This window comes from Alcaligenes parafaecalis (assembly GCF_026344135.1).
In the GTDB taxonomy this organism is placed as follows: Bacteria; Pseudomonadota; Gammaproteobacteria; order Burkholderiales; family Burkholderiaceae_B; genus Alcaligenes; species Alcaligenes parafaecalis.
This window is the reverse complement of the sequence record NZ_JAPKNA010000002.1, coordinates 138,157-153,846: the sequence shown is the minus strand read 5'-3', so window position 1 is coordinate 153,846 and position 15,690 is coordinate 138,157. Positions and strand designations below refer to the sequence as shown.

General features: G+C 57.8%; 11 protein-coding genes. 3 read left to right on the top strand and 8 right to left on the bottom strand.

Annotated elements, in window-relative coordinates; genetic code table 11:
* Nucleotide 1 precedes the first annotated feature (1 nt).
* Both OSH09_RS07635 and acnA read right to left on the bottom strand, forming a co-directional pair.
* Nucleotides 2-1,417 carry an MFS transporter gene (locus OSH09_RS07635; protein ID WP_207872499.1) on the bottom strand — a complete coding sequence of 472 codons (1,416 nt, stop codon included), beginning with the start codon at nt 1,415-1,417 and terminating at the stop codon, nt 2-4.
* 124 nt (nt 1,418-1,541) lie between these two features.
* Entirely contained in the window at nt 1,542-4,295 is a 2,754-nt protein-coding gene (acnA, locus tag OSH09_RS07630) for an aconitate hydratase AcnA (protein ID WP_266120628.1), read from the bottom strand.
* A 262-nt stretch (nt 4,296-4,557) separates the two neighbouring features.
* Here acnA and OSH09_RS07625 point away from each other — a divergent pair, with 262 nt between their 5' ends.
* Nucleotides 4,558-6,144, top strand: a complete 1,587-nt coding sequence (locus OSH09_RS07625) for a sensor domain-containing diguanylate cyclase (protein ID WP_266120627.1) — start codon at nt 4,558-4,560, stop codon at nt 6,142-6,144.
* Here OSH09_RS07625 and OSH09_RS07620 read toward each other — a convergent pair.
* The 6 genes from OSH09_RS07620 to OSH09_RS07595 all read right to left on the bottom strand — a co-directional run bounded on the left by OSH09_RS07620 (nt 6,141) and on the right by OSH09_RS07595 (nt 12,635).
* Entirely contained in the window at nt 6,141-6,989 is an 849-nt protein-coding gene (locus tag OSH09_RS07620) for a putative RNA methyltransferase (protein WP_266120626.1), read from the bottom strand. The genes OSH09_RS07625 and OSH09_RS07620 overlap by 4 nt on opposite strands.
* A gap of 80 nt (nt 6,990-7,069) precedes the next feature.
* Nucleotides 7,070-7,873, bottom strand: a complete 804-nt coding sequence (hutG, locus tag OSH09_RS07615) for an N-formylglutamate deformylase (RefSeq protein ID WP_266120625.1) — start codon at nt 7,871-7,873, stop codon at nt 7,070-7,072.
* A gap of 30 nt (nt 7,874-7,903) precedes the next feature.
* Nucleotides 7,904-8,728: a carbon-nitrogen hydrolase family protein gene (locus OSH09_RS07610; protein ID WP_266120624.1), complete on the bottom strand. Its 825-nt coding sequence runs from the start codon at nt 8,726-8,728 to the stop codon at nt 7,904-7,906.
* Between the two features lie 22 nt (nt 8,729-8,750).
* Nucleotides 8,751-9,596 (bottom strand): serine hydrolase, encoded by an 846-nt coding sequence (locus tag OSH09_RS07605; RefSeq protein WP_207872504.1) that lies wholly within the window; start codon nt 9,594-9,596, stop codon nt 8,751-8,753.
* Between the two features lie 19 nt (nt 9,597-9,615).
* Entirely contained in the window at nt 9,616-11,028 is a 1,413-nt protein-coding gene (locus tag OSH09_RS07600; protein WP_207872505.1) for a gluconate:proton symporter, read from the bottom strand.
* A gap of 122 nt (nt 11,029-11,150) precedes the next feature.
* Nucleotides 11,151-12,635: an N-acyl-D-amino-acid deacylase family protein gene (locus tag OSH09_RS07595; protein ID WP_266120623.1), complete on the bottom strand. Its 1,485-nt coding sequence runs from the start codon at nt 12,633-12,635 to the stop codon at nt 11,151-11,153.
* Between the two features lie 106 nt (nt 12,636-12,741).
* On the opposite strand from OSH09_RS07595, the gene OSH09_RS07590 reads away from it, so the two are divergent.
* Together OSH09_RS07590 and proP are read left to right on the top strand one after the other, a co-directional pair.
* Nucleotides 12,742-13,686, top strand: coding sequence for a LysR family transcriptional regulator (locus OSH09_RS07590; protein WP_266120622.1), 945 nt, complete (start codon nt 12,742-12,744; stop codon nt 13,684-13,686).
* A 252-nt stretch (nt 13,687-13,938) separates the two neighbouring features.
* Complete coding sequence (gene proP, locus OSH09_RS07585) at nt 13,939-15,471, top strand: glycine betaine/L-proline transporter ProP (RefSeq protein WP_207872508.1); 1,533 nt, start codon at nt 13,939-13,941, stop codon at nt 15,469-15,471.
* Nucleotides 15,472-15,690 lie beyond the last annotated feature (219 nt).

Here is a 15,690-nt window from a genome sequence, read left to right as displayed (position 1 = left end):
GCTAAGCCTTAGGGCGTACCCGACGCGCTGGCCCGGACAAAAAGGCAGCGAGAAGGGGCGCCAGGGCAAACAGCCACAGCAGAGCCTGCGCCGACTGGCGTGCGCCCTGCACCCCACCGGGGTCCACAAAGCCCGAGGCTGTCGTGATGATTCCCGCCAAGGCCGCGCCCAATGCCATCGTGAACAACTGCAAGGTGGTAATGGCGGCCGAGGCAATATTTTCCTGCCCCTTGGGCGCAGAATGAAACACCCGCGTCAGCAGATGCGGCCAGGCCAGACCAATCCCCACCCCGACGCCCAGCAAGGACAGATACAAGGCCCAGGAGTAATCCGTGCCTTCACTCAAGCCAACCCAGGGGATAAACACGCCCAAGGCCGCTAGCGACAAGCCCGAGACCACGGGCCCGGCAATAATCAGCCTGTCACCGGTTTTCAGACTACGGCTGGAGCTGGTAATCGAACCCAAGGTCCAACCACCGGACATCAAGGCAGTCAGATAGCCTGCTTTAAGAGGGCTCATGTGGTGGATGATCTGCAGGAAATAGGGAATGAAAATTTCCGTCGCGACCGCCACGCTGACAAGACCAATACCGGCATACAGGCTGCCCAATGCGGTGCTGATGGAGTACGTGCCTTGCGGAAACAGGCGGCTAGTGGACTTGCTGTCCGCACGCGCCATCAAATACACCAGCACAGCGCCTCCCACGACTCCAGCCAGATTAATCATCCAGGAGGTAGACAGGCTACCTGCCGACATGACCAGCACAGAGGCCGTCAACAACAAAACCTTGCCCAAGGTAGAGCCGGATTTACGGGTTTCAGGGGCACGCGCATCGCGCAGTTGAGTCCATACCAAAATAGCCAGCAAAGCCGCACACGGCAGGACACTCCAGAAAGCCAGACGCCACTGCCCCATCTGGGCGAAGATGCCGCCAATGGCCGGGCCGGATAAGGTCGCGACACCCCACATGCTGGAGACCAGGGCCATGACGCGTGGCCAGAGCCGCTCTTCAAACACCAGCCGGATAGAGGAATAGCTCAGACCCAGCAGCAAGCCGCCCCCCAACCCTTGAATCGTGCGGGCAAACAGCAGGAAAGGCATGGATGGCGCGACCGCACACAAGGTCGTGCCTATGGCAAAAAACAGCAAGGAGATCAGAAAACTGTGTCGCAGGCCCAGTTTTTCCAGAACCTGGGGTGACAGGGCCGAACCCAGAATCGAAGCCACCACAAACAGCGTGGTGTTCCAGGCGTAGTACTCCAGCCCGCCGATGTCCTCCACCACAGAAGGCAGAATCGTGGTCGCCACGTACACGTTGATCGCATGGACCGCCACGCCCCCGGCTAATGCCAGTGAGCGCAAGCCATTACGGCCAGACAGTAATTCAGACCAAGACGCTTCTTGGGTAGTTTGCATTTTTTCTTTTTCCAAGCAAAAAACCGACAAGAATGCCGGCCCTTAAACACACAAGTGCGCCAGTCGCACAATGCCACTGGCGCACCTGCTGGCGTGTCACAGCACGCCTTAGCCCAAGCCGGGCTTAAGCCTTCAACAAGCCCCGCAAAACGTATTGCATGATACCGCCGTGGCGGTAGTAATGCGCTTCGCTAGGCGTATCGATTCGGACCAGGGCCTCGAATTCAATATCACCCGCACGCACTTTGACCTTCTCGGGGATTCTGTCCTGATTCAAGGCGGTAATGCCTTCAATATCAAAGACCTCATCGCCTGTCAGGCCCAGGGTTTCAGCGTTTTGGCCGGCCGGGAATTGCAAAGGCATCACGCCCATGCCCAGCAAGTTGCTGCGGTGAATGCGCTCGTAGGACTCCGCAATGACGGCACGTACACCCAGCAGCACCGTGCCTTTGGCCGCCCAGTCACGCGAGGAACCCGAACCGTATTCCTTGCCCGCCAGAATCACCAGCGGAACACCGGCAGCCACGTAATTGCGCGAGGCGTCGTAAATGGTTGCGACCGGTGCGCCATCCTGGGTGAAGTCGCGTGTATAGCCGCCTTCCGTGCCCGGAGCCAGTTGGTTACGCAAACGCACGTTAGCAAACGTGCCGCGAATCATGACTTCATGGTTACCGCGACGCGAGCCATAGGAGTTGAAATCCAGAGGCTTCACGTCGTGATCCATCAAGTAGGTGGCGGCAGGCGAGGTACGAGCGATCGAACCAGCGGGGCTGATGTGGTCAGTTGTGACCGAATCGCCCAGCTTGGCCAGCACACGCGCAGAGCGAATATCCGTCACCGGGCTAGGATCGCGCTTCAAATCAATGAAGTAAGGCGGTTTGCGCACGTAGGTGGAATCATCCTGCCACTCGAACCGATCCCCTTTGGGGGTGGGCAGGGAGCGCCAGCGTTCATCACCGGCAAACACGTCGGCGTAACCATCGCGGTACATATCCGAGGCAATGGCCTTGCTGATCACATCCTGCACTTCTGCGGCAGACGGCCAGATGTCTTTCAGGTATACATCCTTGCCATCGCTACCCTGGCCCAAGGGCTCCTGGTACAGGTCGATATCCATCGTGCCTGCCAAGGCGTAGGCCACGACCAACGGTGGCGACATCAGGTAGTTCATTTTCACTTCGGGGTGAATACGGCCCTCGAAGTTACGGTTGCCGGACAAGGTGGAGACTACCGCCAGATCATTCTGGTTAATCGCCTGGCTGACTTCAGGAATCAACGGGCCAGAGTTACCGATACATGTGGTGCAACCGTAGCCAACCAGATCAAAACCCAGCTTGTCCAGGAAAGGCGTCAGGCCAGCACGCTGATAGTAGTCGGTGACCACGCGCGATCCGGGGGCCAGACTGGTTTTCACCCAAGGCTTGCGGCTCAGGCCCTTTTCCACCGCTTTTTTGGCCAGCAAACCCGCTGCCATCATGACGCTGGGGTTAGAGGTATTGGTACACGAGGTAATAGCAGCAATCACCACAGAACCGTGGTCCAGTTCGCACTGGCTACCATCAGCCAAGGTGAATTTCACACCGGCTTTACGCGGTGCAGGTGGCTTGTGCGACGGTACATCCGAGGCGGGGAAGCTCTCTTCCAGGGCTTCGTCGTAGGTTGCCACATCGTCGCCCAACAAATCACGCACGGCAGTACGGAAAGCCGACTTGGACGAAGACAGCGCAATCCGGTCCTGAGGTCGCTTGGGGCCTGCAATGGAAGGCACAACGGTGGACAGATCCAGTTCCAGACGCTCGGAGTAACGAGGCTCGTGCTGCGGATCGTGCCACAGGCCCTGGGCCTTGGCATAGGCGCGCACCAACTCGATCTGTTCTTTGGTACGACCGGTCAGTTCCATATAGCGCAGAGTTTCCTCGTCGATAGGGAACATGGAGATCGTGGAGCCATATTCGGGGCTCATATTGCCGATGGTGGCGCGGTTGGCCAGAGGTACAGCACTGACGCCAGGGCCGTAGAACTCCACAAACTTACCGACCACGCCATGTTTGCGCAGCATATCGGTAATCGTCAGTACCAAATCGGTCGCCGTCGTGCCCTCAGGCATCTGGCCTGTCAGCTTGAAACCCACCACACGGGGAATCAGCATAGAAATGGGTTGGCCCAGCATGGCTGCTTCGGCCTCGATCCCGCCTACGCCCCAGGCGACCACGCCCAGACCATTCACCATAGGCGTGTGCGAGTCCGTGCCCACACAGGTATCGGGGTAAGCCAATTGGCGGCCTTGCTCGTCGCGAGTAAAAACCACGCGGGCCAAGTGCTCCAGGTTCACCTGGTGAACAATACCCGTGCCCGGTGGCACGACCTTGAAGTTATCGAAGGCACTTTGGCCCCAGCGCAGGAACTGGTAGCGCTCCATATTGCGCTCGTATTCGATCTCCACGTTGCGCTCGAAGGAGCTGGGCTTGCCAAAATCGTCCACGATGACCGAGTGGTCGATAACCAGTTCGACCGGTGCCAAAGGGTTGATTTTTTGAGGGTCGCCACCCAACGCCTGCATGGCTTCGCGCATAGCGGCCAAGTCCACCACGGCTGGCACGCCGGTAAAGTCCTGCAAAACAACGCGTGCGGGGGTGAAGGCAATTTCGCGGTCTGGTTCGGCGGCTGGATTCCAAGCCGCCAGGGCACGGATATCGTCCGCAGTCACATCGCCGCCGTCTTCCGTGCGCAGCAAGTTTTCCAGGAGGATCTTCAAGCCATAGGGCAGGCTGGCAACATCCAGGCCATCTCCACGAACCGCATCCAACCGATAGTAGTCGTAGGACTGCCCGCCGACATCCAACTGGTGCAAAGCCTTAAAACTATCTACGCTTTTCATATCGGGATCTCCATGGAAAGGTGCTGGCCGATACCGTCCAATTTACCCAGCCAGCGAAACACATGTGGTAATTGTCTATTGGTCTAGACCATTTCACATCTTACACTCTGGGCTTGCCCCCTGCCCGGTGCGGTCTCCCTCCTGTGGCCTTACGTCACACTTACACAAACTCCGAAACATTCTTTACGTATAATGGTTTAGGTGCCTTCCACCCGTCTTTTTGCCTTATCGCCCCCCTTTTCTTCGAGCATTCGCCCACCTCATGTTTTTTGTTGATCTGCGCCGGCTGATTCTCTTGTTGGCTACTGCCAGCAGTCTGCTGACCATGGGCTACACCTTGTATGGGGCCTATTCGGCGGAGCGTACCTTGCTGATTGAGCAGGCTCTGGAGAAAAACCGCGCCTATGCCCTGAAGCTGGCCAGCAGCACCGATGCCTTCATCGGCAACTTGCAGCAGCAGCTTCGCTATAGCGCCACTATGCTCTCCCGCTCCCTGTATCAGGGCGAACTTCTGTTAGGTGACGAAGTTCGACGCCTGAACGAACAAAACAACAGCTTTAACTCCGTCCTGATCCTGAACGCGGAGGGGCGCGTTCTGGCCAATGCCCCCCACAAGCTCAGCCTGATCGGCACCACGCTACACGGGGAAGGCACTCAACTGGCCCTGAAAACCAAAGTGCCCGTCATCAGCCCGCCTTACCTGTCGGCAACCGGGCGTTTGTTGATCTTTATCTCGCACCCTATTTTTGATGCAGACGGCAACTACAAGGGTCTGGTCGGCGGCTCCATTTACCTGCACGAGCCCAATAGCCTGAATGCCTTGCTGGGCGAGCACTTTTACCGCGACGGCTCCTACATTTACGTTGTGGATGAGCACAAACGCCTGATTTTCCATAAAGATGTGGCCCGTATTGGCGAAGTCATACACGGCAACCCGGCCATTGATGCCGTCAGCCAAGGCGAGAGCGATGCCCTGTCCCTGCGCAACGTGAAAGGTGTAGACATGCTGGCCGGTTTTGCACCCAGCAGTGATGTGAAATGGGGGGTGGTCGTCCAGAGCCCTACCAAAGTCGTGCTGGACGAGCTGACCGTCTTGCTGGGCAAGGTGCTACGCAACTCCATCCCGTTTTTTCTGGCTGTGCAGATTCTGATCTGGATGTTGGCCATGCTGATCGCCAAACCCTTGCGCCAGTTGGCCCGCCAAGCGCCGCATCTGGATTCGGCCAAGGCCAGCTCGCGCATCGCGCAAGTTCACGCCTGGTATTTTGAATCCCGCCAGATCAAGCTGGCCATGCTGCTGGGCTTGAAGCGCGTTAATCGCAAAATGGGCGTCATGGATGTGGAACGTAATACCGACCCCTTGACCTGCCTGAACAACCGGCGCGGTATGGCGGCCGTATTGCAGCAGTGGAAGGAAACGGACACGCCCTTTTCCGTGCTGACGGTGGATATTGACCACTTCAAGCGCGTCAACGACACCTACGGGCATGATGTAGGCGATCTGGTCCTGAGCTTCCTGGCCGACACCATGCGTGCGTGTACTCGCGAGACCGATCTGATCTGTCGGGTCGGCGGTGAAGAATTCTGTATTTTCCTGCCCGATCAGGATATAGACCAGGCCCTGCAACTGGCCGAGCGTCTGCGTATCCTGATCAGCGAGACCAATAGTCCTGCGGGTTCGCCCATTACGATTTCAATTGGGCTGGCTCACTGGCCGGTTCATGGCCGCGAACACAGCACCGTTCTGAAACTGGCGGATGAAGCGCTGTACAAAGCCAAGCGCAACGGTCGCAATCGGGTTGAGCTCTGCGACCCTGGCGTCAATAATTCCGACATCAAAACTGCTTAAAGTCGGCGCAGAACCTTGATTCGCACATCCACCTGCACATCCAGGCTCGTCAATTGACGAGCCTGCTCCAGCCCCTGGGCGCTGGCGCGAAACAGGTGGGGAGTCATCAGGAGCAAATCAGCAATTTTTTCTTGTGAATCAAGGCTGATCTCACAACGAATACGCTCCGTCGCTTCCAGACTGAAACCGGCGGGAGCTTCCTGGACCTCATCCTTATCGGCTTTCAAGGTCGGATAAATAATGCGCCGCAACTCCAGCAAGTGATCCGGGCCCGCTTCCACCTGTACCCAGATACCGCCCGACTTCAGGGCTCGCAAAAACTCCTCGGGCACCGCAAAGCCAAACATGCACAGCAAGGCATCCAGAGAGCCATCCGGCACCGGCAATTGCGCATTGCTGCCCACCAGCCAACGTATATCTGAAGAGCTGCGTGCCGCCGCCATCACCGCCCATTTAGAGATATCCAGGCCGATCAGGGCCAGTTGCCCCTCCTGATCTTGCTGACGCAAATAGCGCGGGTAGTAGCCCTCGCCACAACCGGCATCCAGACAGGCATAAGGGGCTTCCCCTTCCAGCCCATCCATCAAAGCCCGCCAAACCCCGGCGGCAATTGGCTCGTACACACCCGATTCCAGATAGCGACGGCGCGCGGACACCATCTCTTTGCTATCGCCCGGATCGCGCGAACGCTTGTTCTGTACAGGCAGCAAGTTGATATAGCCCTGGCTGGCGGTATCGAAGCAATGGCCGGACGGACAGCGCCAGCTAGGAGCCTGGAACACGAGCGGCAAGCCGTCCAGAGGACAGCACAGTTTCTCGAACAGGGGCGGGGAAAGGTCAGACATGAAGGAATCGCTCTACGGCCACCGTGGCCAAGGCGATAGTGTAGCGCCCCGGCTGGTCTGTGCCGGGGCTACAGGTGAATTCAGGACTCGGTCGCAAAGGCCAGCGCGTCGCGCAGCAAGGCCTCGATCAGGGGCTGGATATTGCGGGCGGCCTCTTCTTTGTAATCAAAGGGCCACTGCTCTTCCATATAACAGCATTGCGCCATTTCCAACTGGACGGCATGAATGTTCTGCTCGGGACGTCCATAGTGGCGCGTAATGTAGCCGCCTTTGAAACGGCCATTCAAGATGCTGCTGTAGCCCTTGTTGGCCGATGCCGTTCTCATCAAACGATCGCTCAAGGCAGAATCACAGCTCGCCCCATTGGCCGTACCAAAATTCAGATCCGGCAAACGGCCTTCAAAAAAGCGCGGCACGACCGAACGAATCGAGTGCGCATCCCACAGAACCACACGGCCATGCAGGGCCAGCAAGCGCATCAGTTCCTCTTCCAGCTTCTGGTGATACGGCAACCAGATCGTCTCGCGACGCTGGGCAATTTCACGTTCGTCCGGTTCCTGACCGGGCTGGTAAATGGGCTCGTCGCCAAAGGTGTCCAAAGGACAGAGACTGGTCACGCTTTGACCGGGGTACAGACTAGTGTTGTCCGGTGGACGATTCTGATCCACCACAAAACGCGAATGTGTCGCCACCAGCACGGACGCACCCAATTTCTGGGCGCATTCATACAAGCGGGGGATATGCCAATCCGTATCCGGCACCTGACGCGCGGACTCCGTAAAACGCGCCAGCAAATCCGATGGCACATAAGTGCCCGAATGAGGCATAGAAATCAGCAAAGGCGCAGTGCCCGGATAAAACTCAAAGGCAGCGGGAACGGTCATCAGCAAGCTCCAGTCTGTGTCAGCACATCATCAAGAAGGAATAGGATACAGATCACCCCGGCGGTGTTGCCAGGCCGGAAGCGATTCGCGCATGCGTTGCACACGGGCAGGATCCAGATCGGCGCAGATATAACCCGCATGATCAGGCATGCAAGCCAGCACTGTTCCCCAGGGATCAATAATCATGCTACGGCCCAGGCAAGGCATGGCGGGGCCTGGGCCACCGATCTGCGCGGCAGCCAGCACGTAGCACTGGTTTTCAATGGCACGGGCACGCAACAGGACTTCCCAATGGTCGCGGCCAGTATGCACATTGAAGGCAGCCGGCACCACCAGCACATTCGCGCCACGGGCGCGCAAGGTACGGAACAGCTCGGCAAAGCGCATGTCGTAGCAAATGCTCAGGCCCAGGTTCAAATCCCCGACTTGCACATTTTGCAGATGCTGACCGTGGCAGAAATCGTCGGATTCCCGATATTCCAGACCATTAACCACCGCATCGTACAAATGCACTTTGCGGTACTGCGCCACGATCTGCCCGTCGGGCGAAAACGTGACACTGGTGTTGCCCAGACGATGATCATCAGGACGGCGCTCGTGCATGGAACCCAGATGAATCCAGGCTCCGGTGCGACGTGCCAGACTGGCCATATGCTCGGTGACCAGACCTGGAATCGGCGTCGCATTTTGCTGCAACCATTCCGTGTCACCACGCACATCGCTGTATTCCGGGGTCACAATCAGTTGTGCCCCGTCTTTGGCGGCGGCCAACACCCAATGTTCTAGCTGATCCAGATTGGTCTGGCGGTCGCGGCCGCTATCCAGTTGAACCAGGGCAACACGTGTCGTAGACATACTTTTATCCTTTCGGACCGGCTCAGTACTGCAAGGCGCGGGCCGTTTCCAAGGCCAGACGGGACAAGACACCCGCCCCCTGGCCACCGTAAAGAGAAGTGCTGGTGCGACCATCGGTAAAGCCATCGGCCATCACGGCCAGCACCACACTGCGCTCGCCCATCGTCAAGATACCGGCGTCGTGACGCAGGCCCGGCAAGGAGCCGGTCTTGTGAGCCAATTGAGCGATAGAAGGCAGAATTGCTGCAAAGTGACCGCGCTCGCGCTGGTCAGCCAGCATGTCCAGGCCCTGCTGACGCAGGTTCTCGGGCAAGGCAGGCGAGTGCAACAGGTACAGCAAGGTCGAGCAGGCATCCTGCGCTGTCGTCCAGTTATCTTTACCGGCTTCACGCGCCTTCATGTCCATCATGTGACGCTGCAAATCCGTATGCTGCAAACCGGCCTGGGCACTCCAGGCGTTGATGTTATCCATACCCAGCAAGTCGATCAGGGCATTGGTGGCGACGTTATCGCTCAGGATAATCATCAGCAAAGCCAGCTCGCGCAGGCTCAGGCTGGGCACGCCGGGCAGTTGGCTCAAAATGCCGGTGCCAGGCGTACGGTCACCCTCGGGCAGAGGGTAGACCGTATCCAGCGACAGCTTGCCCTGGGCCACTTGCTCCAGCAAACACAGGAGCATGGGCGTTTTGATCAGGCTGGCGGATGGCATGACGCGCTGCGCATGCCAATCAAACAAGGAGGTACCGTCGGTTGCGTAGACCGCCATGGAAATACGGGCGGACTCCTGACTCAACACAGGCTCAAGACGTTCTTGCAGGCGCTCGCGCACTAGCGGCGCATCCAATAACTCGCTTCCTAAGGTAAACATACCCACACTCCTTCAATACTTAGACCAAAATCAGGAACAGGCCGGCGAACATCAACAAGTTGATCGCCATGACCGCCCAGCCGTTATACAACATGTACTTGAGCTGAGTGGAGCGTGCCAGGCCCATCTGGCCAAACATATCTGAAGAAGGGAAAGGACCAAACCAGTCAATCTGCGAGCTACCCAGAATCACGGCAGCCGTCGCGGCGGGGCCCACACCGGCGGCCGCCAGCACAGGACCAAAAATCTTCGCGGTAAAGGTCATCTGCGCCACAGCCGCACCGGGGATATGACCGACCACGTTAAAGGCCACGATCAACATGCACAGCACCGCGCCGCTAATACCGATCAGGTACGGTTGCACCGAATCCAGCAAGGCGTGATAGGCGTTCAGTTGATCCACCAACACCAGCACCGGGTTGAACAGCCAGAACAGGAAGAAAATCCAGATCAGCTTGCCCGCACCGGCATACATGGCTTGCAGAATCTCACGTGGGTTCAGACCACCGGCCAGACCGGTCGTAGCACCCAGGGACACCATCACAATAATGGCGTAAGCAAAACCGGCTTTGGACGCAATACCGATAGCGGCCAGACCCACAATGGTGATGCAGAACGCCCAGGCGGCGCGCACAGCCTTGGGCGAAGCCTTGGCATTCACATCAAACGCAGCCGCGCCTTGCGAGGCTTCTTCGTACTGGAACTGATCTTTGGTGATCTTCTGAATACGGCCAGACATGAACCAGCCCGTCAGCAAGGTCGCCACCGCCATAGGCAGACCGGCAACCAGCAAGTACTCGGTGTAGCTCAAGCCTGTCAGACCCGTTACCGTCACCACGTTAGGGGTGAAGGGGCCCAGCACCAGACCAGCGGAACCGGCGCTTTGGAACAAGGCAGCCACCGCAGGGGGAGACAGACGCACCGCCGCGGCAATCGGGATCACCACAGCCGCAATAATGGCGTTACCGCCAGCCAGCGTACCCAGAGCGCCACAGATCAGGGTGGACGCCACCATGATGCCCAGACGCACACGCAGCGGATTGGACAAACCAATACGCTTCACAATGGCTCGCACCAATTGTTCCGCCGCACCGGTACGGGCAGCCACTTCGCCTACCCCGGCGCCCAGCACAATGATCAAACCCACTACGGCAATAAACGAGCCCAGGGACTCGGCCAGCAGTTTACCCATGGCAATGGGGGTGGTGCTGGTCATGATGGCGCCCAATACAATCGCACCAATCGTGGCCAGAACAATGTCCACACCCAACAGGGCGATAAGCGCAAACACCACTACCGGCGTCAAGCCCCACAGGGAGCTTTCACCCGGCATGTAAAAGTGGGTGTACAAGGCAATCGCCATGCCAATTAAAAACACCACCATGGCCGCATTGCGCTTGCCCGTTGGCATTTGTTGCTGAATGACACTCATGTCGTCTCCTTAACGATCCTTCTTGGCCAGCTTTCACAAGACTGGCCTGCATGTGATGCAATCACCCTGCCCTGGTTGACCACCCCAGACCACAGCGACTGTTTTTTTGTCCGACGCGCCGCTTAGAGCGGAATAATCGGCGCATCCAGGCTTTGCGCCTGAGCGGCAAAGGCGCGGTTAAGCACCTGTCCGGGCCGCTTTTCCGGGGCGACAGGGTGAACCTGCACGCCATTCACAAACACGGTCTGCACACCTTGAGACGGTAAGGTGGGCTCCTCCCAGGTGGCGCAATCTTGCACCGTTTCGGGATTAAACACCACCAGATCCGCCCAGGCGCCGACCTGCAACACGCCGCGATTTTCCAGCCCGAAGACCGAGGCAGGCATGGCCGTCATTTTGGCCACAGCTTGCTCCAGCGACATCAGGCCATCTTCGCGTACGTACCGCCCTAAAATGCGCGTGAAGCTGCCCCACAAACGAGGGTGGGGGTGCGCATCCGCGGGCAATCCGTCCGAGCCCACCATGCAACATGGGTGGCTGAAAATGCGTTGGACTTCTTTTTCATCCATCGCAAAGTAAATAGCGCCAGCAGGCAGCAAACGCCGTGCGGCTGTTTCCCGATCACACCCCCACTGCTCGGCAATGTCGGCCAGATACAGGCCATTGCATTCCGGGTGCGGCTCGGACCAGGTAATACGAATCTGCTCAATGGTGTGAGCACGCTCGGGGATCAGGATCGTGGAGCTGCCCGAATAGGGATAAATATCCAGAGTGGCCTGCACGCCATCGGCGCGGGCCTGATCAATATTGGCCAAGGTATTGGCGCTGCGGCCCCAATTGGCGGGCATCATGCACTTGTGGTGCGATACCAAAGTGGCGCACTGTGTCTGACGGCCGACAGACAGCACTTCTTCTACCGATTCCTGAACCGTATCGCCTTCATTGCGAATGTGGCTGGTGTGCAAAGAGCCTTTGGAAGCGGCAACATGGGCCAGACCTTCCAGCTCGGCCTGCTCGGCCATGCAGCCAGGCTCGTAGGCCAGGCCGGTACTAAAGCCCACGGCACCTTCTTCCAGTGCCCGGGCCAACAAGGATTCCATCGCCGCTTGCTCAGTCTCGTTGGGCTGAGCCAAGGGGTCCTGCATCACAGCCATACGCAAGTTTGCGTGACCAACCAAGGCCGCCACATTAATCATGGGCTTCAAGTTGCGCACGGCCTGCACGTACTGCGCCATGTCATCAAACAGGGGCGAATCACCCAGCAAGGCCAAGGCAGCCGCCGAATTACCAGGCAAAGGAGCCGGGAACGCACTGACGCCGCAATTACCAACCACAACCGTCGTAATGCCCTGGCTGGTTTTCCAGTCCAGAACAGGCCGCTCAATGAACATCAAATCATCATGGCCGTGAGTATCAATAAAACCGGGAGCCACGACATGGCCGCTGGCGTCTACCGATTGATCGGCGTGCCAGGCGCTCAGGTCGCCCACGGCGACAATACGTCCCTCTCGAATACCCACATCACCACGCCAACGCGGGGTGGCCAAGCCATCAATAATCCAGCCATTGCTGATCTTGACGTCCAGCCTGCGGTCGTCTGTCTGCATCTACGTCTCCACTAACCCTCCCACAAAAAGGGGAGTTGACCGCATTATCCAAAGGTATTATTAATATGAAAAATTGTTTAAGTTAATTGATTAATCAGAAAATGATATGGACAGACTTCCCAAGCACATCACGCTCAAGCACCTGAACGCGTTTGTCGCGGTGGCCCAAGAGGCCAGTTTCACTCATGCTGCGCGTCGTCTTTTTCAAACACAGTCCTCAGTCACGGGCCTGATTCAGCAGTTGGAAGTGGCCCTGAACACGACCTTGTTCAATCGCACCAGCCGACGCGTATCCCTGACGCCTATTGGCCTGGAGTTCCTGCCGCGCATCACCCGCCTGCTGGCGGACTTTGATGGGGCGATCAGCGACGTCATGCGCTATGGAGAACTGAAAAGCGGTCGGGTCAGTGTGGCCGCTGCGCCATCCGCGATTACGGACTTGATTGCACCGGCTGCTGCCAATTTCACGCAGCAACATCCGGCGGTGCGGCTGTATTTACGGGATGACAACTCGGGCCGTATTCAACGCCAGATCGTGGCGGGCGAAATTGACTTTGGTCTGACCAGTCCCTGGGCGGATGTCCAAGGACTGGACAGTCAGCCGCTGCTGGAAGATCAGTTCGGTGTGCTCTATCGCAGCGACGACAAGCTGATCACACCCGACGCGAATAACACGGTCAGTTGGTCTGCGCTGAATGAGCGCAAGCTGGTCGGTGTGGTGGATGAAACCGGGATTATGGCCGTGCTGCAATCGCGCCCGGATCTGCCTATTGAAGCCTCGGCCCCTTTTTACGAAGCTTCCAGTACAACGTCTCAAGCCGCGCTGGTACAAAGTGGTCTGGCCATTGCCTTGCTACCCGCCCTGGCCGCTCAACGGGTCTTGATGCCCGGCCTGACGTTTTCGCTGCTGCAGGCTCCCACCCTTGTTCGTACCCTGTGCCTGATGTTCCATCAGGAACATGATTTGACGCCTGCTGCTGCCGCCCTGGTGGAAGAAGTACGAACCTACGTGAAAAAAGCACCTTTACCGCCGGGATGCCGCGCTCTGTAAGTATGTGCAAATGTCGTGGGAGGCGGCCTGCGGCTCAGTAACAATAAGGACTGCAAGTCGCGTCCCGTTTTTCTCGCGACTTGGCTCTGCCTGCTCGACCCTTTCAATTGATAGACGAACAGCAAAGCCGGACGTAGAATCGCCTCCAAGCCTCGCCTGATCAGAAAGTCGTCATGCCAGTGCTCCTCCTGGCCCAGATGACCCTCAGGTCGAAACCTGCAGCTCATCGTCCTGCTCACCCGGAGAAGCCCTATGACGCAGTCCCCCGCGGCATCCAGCAACGCCAAGCCGCTCCACATTGACGACATCACCGTCGTAGACAACAGCAAACTCAAAAAAGCCGTTACCGCCGCTGCCCTGGGCAACGCCATGGAATGGTTTGACTTTGGTGTCTACGGTTTTGTGGCCGCTACCTTAGGTAAAGTCTTTTTTCCCGACGCTTCACCCGCTGTGCAAACCATCGCCGCCCTGGGGACCTTTTCCGTGCCCTTTCTGGTGCGGCCATTGGGCGGTGTGTTCTTCGGCCTGATGGGCGACAAATTCGGACGCCAGAAAGTGCTGTCCCTGACCATCATCATCATGGCCATCAGCACCTTCCTGATTGGTCTGATTCCGTCCTATCTGTCCATCGGCCTTTGGGCACCCATCTTGCTACTGCTGTGCAAACTGGCCCAAGGCTTTTCCGTAGGCGGGGAATACACCGGAGCAGCGGTCTTTGTGGCCGAATACGCCCCCGACCGGCAACGTGGTTTCCTGGGAAGCTGGCTGGACTTTGGCTCGATTGCAGGCTTTGTTTTAGGTGCCGGTCTGGTCGTGCTGTTGCAGACCTCGCTGACTGAAGAAACCTTCCAGGATTGGGGCTGGCGCATTCCCTTCCTGATCGCCGGTCCTCTGGGTATTTTGGGCTTGTACTTGCGTCATGCCGCCGAAGAAACGCCTGCCTTTACCGAGCAACTGGAAAAGATGGAGCAGGAAGACCGTGCCGCCCTGCAAGAGCGTCCCACTGTTTCCTTTCGCGAGATCTTCTCCAAGTACCGCAAAGCCCTGCTGATTTGTATTGGCATGGTGCTGGTCACCAATATCACCTACTACATGTTGCTGACCTATATGCCCACCTACCTGTCCAGCAGCCTGGGCTACGCAGAAGAGCATGGGGTGTTCATTATTGTGGTGGTGATGATAGGGATGCTGTTTGTGCAGCCTGTGGTGGGCTTTATCAGCGACAAGATAGGCCGCAAGCCCTTCCTGCTGGCCGGTAGTCTGGGTCTGCTGATCTTTGCCATTCCCGCTTTCCACTTTATTGGCAGCGACAGCAATGTGCAGATTTTCCTGGGCCTGCTGATTCTGGCCGTTTTGCTGAACTGCCTGACTGGGGTGATGGCCTCTACCCTGCCCGCTCTGTTCCCGACCCGCCTGCGTTACAGCGCCCTGGCCGCTTCCTTTAACATCGCCATTATTGTGGCGGGCCTGACGCCTACCGTTGCCGCCTGGCTGGTGGAACGTACCGACAACCTGATGGTGCCCGCATACTACCTGATGGCTGCCAGTGTTATAGGTCTGATTACTGCCTTGTTCCTGCCCGAAACGGCCAACCGCCCACTACGCGGCGATACGCCAACCGCCTCTAATCGCAAGGAAGCCAAAGAGTTGTTGCAACAGGCTTATGACCATATCGAGCAAAGCGTACAGGATGTGGAAGAAGCCATTGCCAAGGCCGAGGAAGAACTGGAAGCCTTGAAGCAAAAACGCCAGCGTCTGGTGGACCGCCACCCCGAGCTGGATTAAGGGGTACGTCTGAACGCAGGCAGTGTGCGATCTACTCAATCCATAATGCCAACGGTTCATCTTCCCATCCTTTAACTCTCCACCTAAATACAAGCACATTAAAAACGGGCCTGAGCAAAACGCTCAGACCCGTTTTTTTGTCGCCGGGCCGCCCCAAGGCAAAAACTCCCCCTCGGGGGGCAGCAAGCCGAAGGCGTAGCGTGGGGACTTTTTTTGTAG

What these genes read in the sequence shown, in the direction of transcription:
- OSH09_RS07590 (WP_266120622.1), top strand. Translation starts at nt 12,742, where the DNA reads ATGGACAGACTTCCCAAGCACATCACGCTCAAGCACCTGAACGCGTTT.
- proP (WP_207872508.1), top strand. Translation starts at nt 13,939, where the DNA reads ATGACGCAGTCCCCCGCGGCATCCAGCAACGCCAAGCCGCTCCACATT.
- hutG (WP_266120625.1), bottom strand. Translation starts at nt 7,873, where the DNA reads ATGACCGTTCCCGCTGCCTTTGAGTTTTATCCGGGCACTGCGCCTTTG.
- OSH09_RS07600 (WP_207872505.1), bottom strand. Translation starts at nt 11,028, where the DNA reads ATGAGTGTCATTCAGCAACAAATGCCAACGGGCAAGCGCAATGCGGCC.
- OSH09_RS07625 (WP_266120627.1), top strand. Translation starts at nt 4,558, where the DNA reads ATGTTTTTTGTTGATCTGCGCCGGCTGATTCTCTTGTTGGCTACTGCC.
- OSH09_RS07610 (WP_266120624.1), bottom strand. Translation starts at nt 8,728, where the DNA reads ATGTCTACGACACGTGTTGCCCTGGTTCAACTGGATAGCGGCCGCGAC.
- OSH09_RS07620 (WP_266120626.1), bottom strand. Translation starts at nt 6,989, where the DNA reads ATGTCTGACCTTTCCCCGCCCCTGTTCGAGAAACTGTGCTGTCCTCTG.
- OSH09_RS07605 (WP_207872504.1), bottom strand. Translation starts at nt 9,596, where the DNA reads ATGTTTACCTTAGGAAGCGAGTTATTGGATGCGCCGCTAGTGCGCGAG.
- OSH09_RS07595 (WP_266120623.1), bottom strand. Translation starts at nt 12,635, where the DNA reads ATGCAGACAGACGACCGCAGGCTGGACGTCAAGATCAGCAATGGCTGG.
- acnA (WP_266120628.1), bottom strand. Translation starts at nt 4,295, where the DNA reads ATGAAAAGCGTAGATAGTTTTAAGGCTTTGCACCAGTTGGATGTCGGC.
- OSH09_RS07635 (WP_207872499.1), bottom strand. Translation starts at nt 1,417, where the DNA reads ATGCAAACTACCCAAGAAGCGTCTTGGTCTGAATTACTGTCTGGCCGT.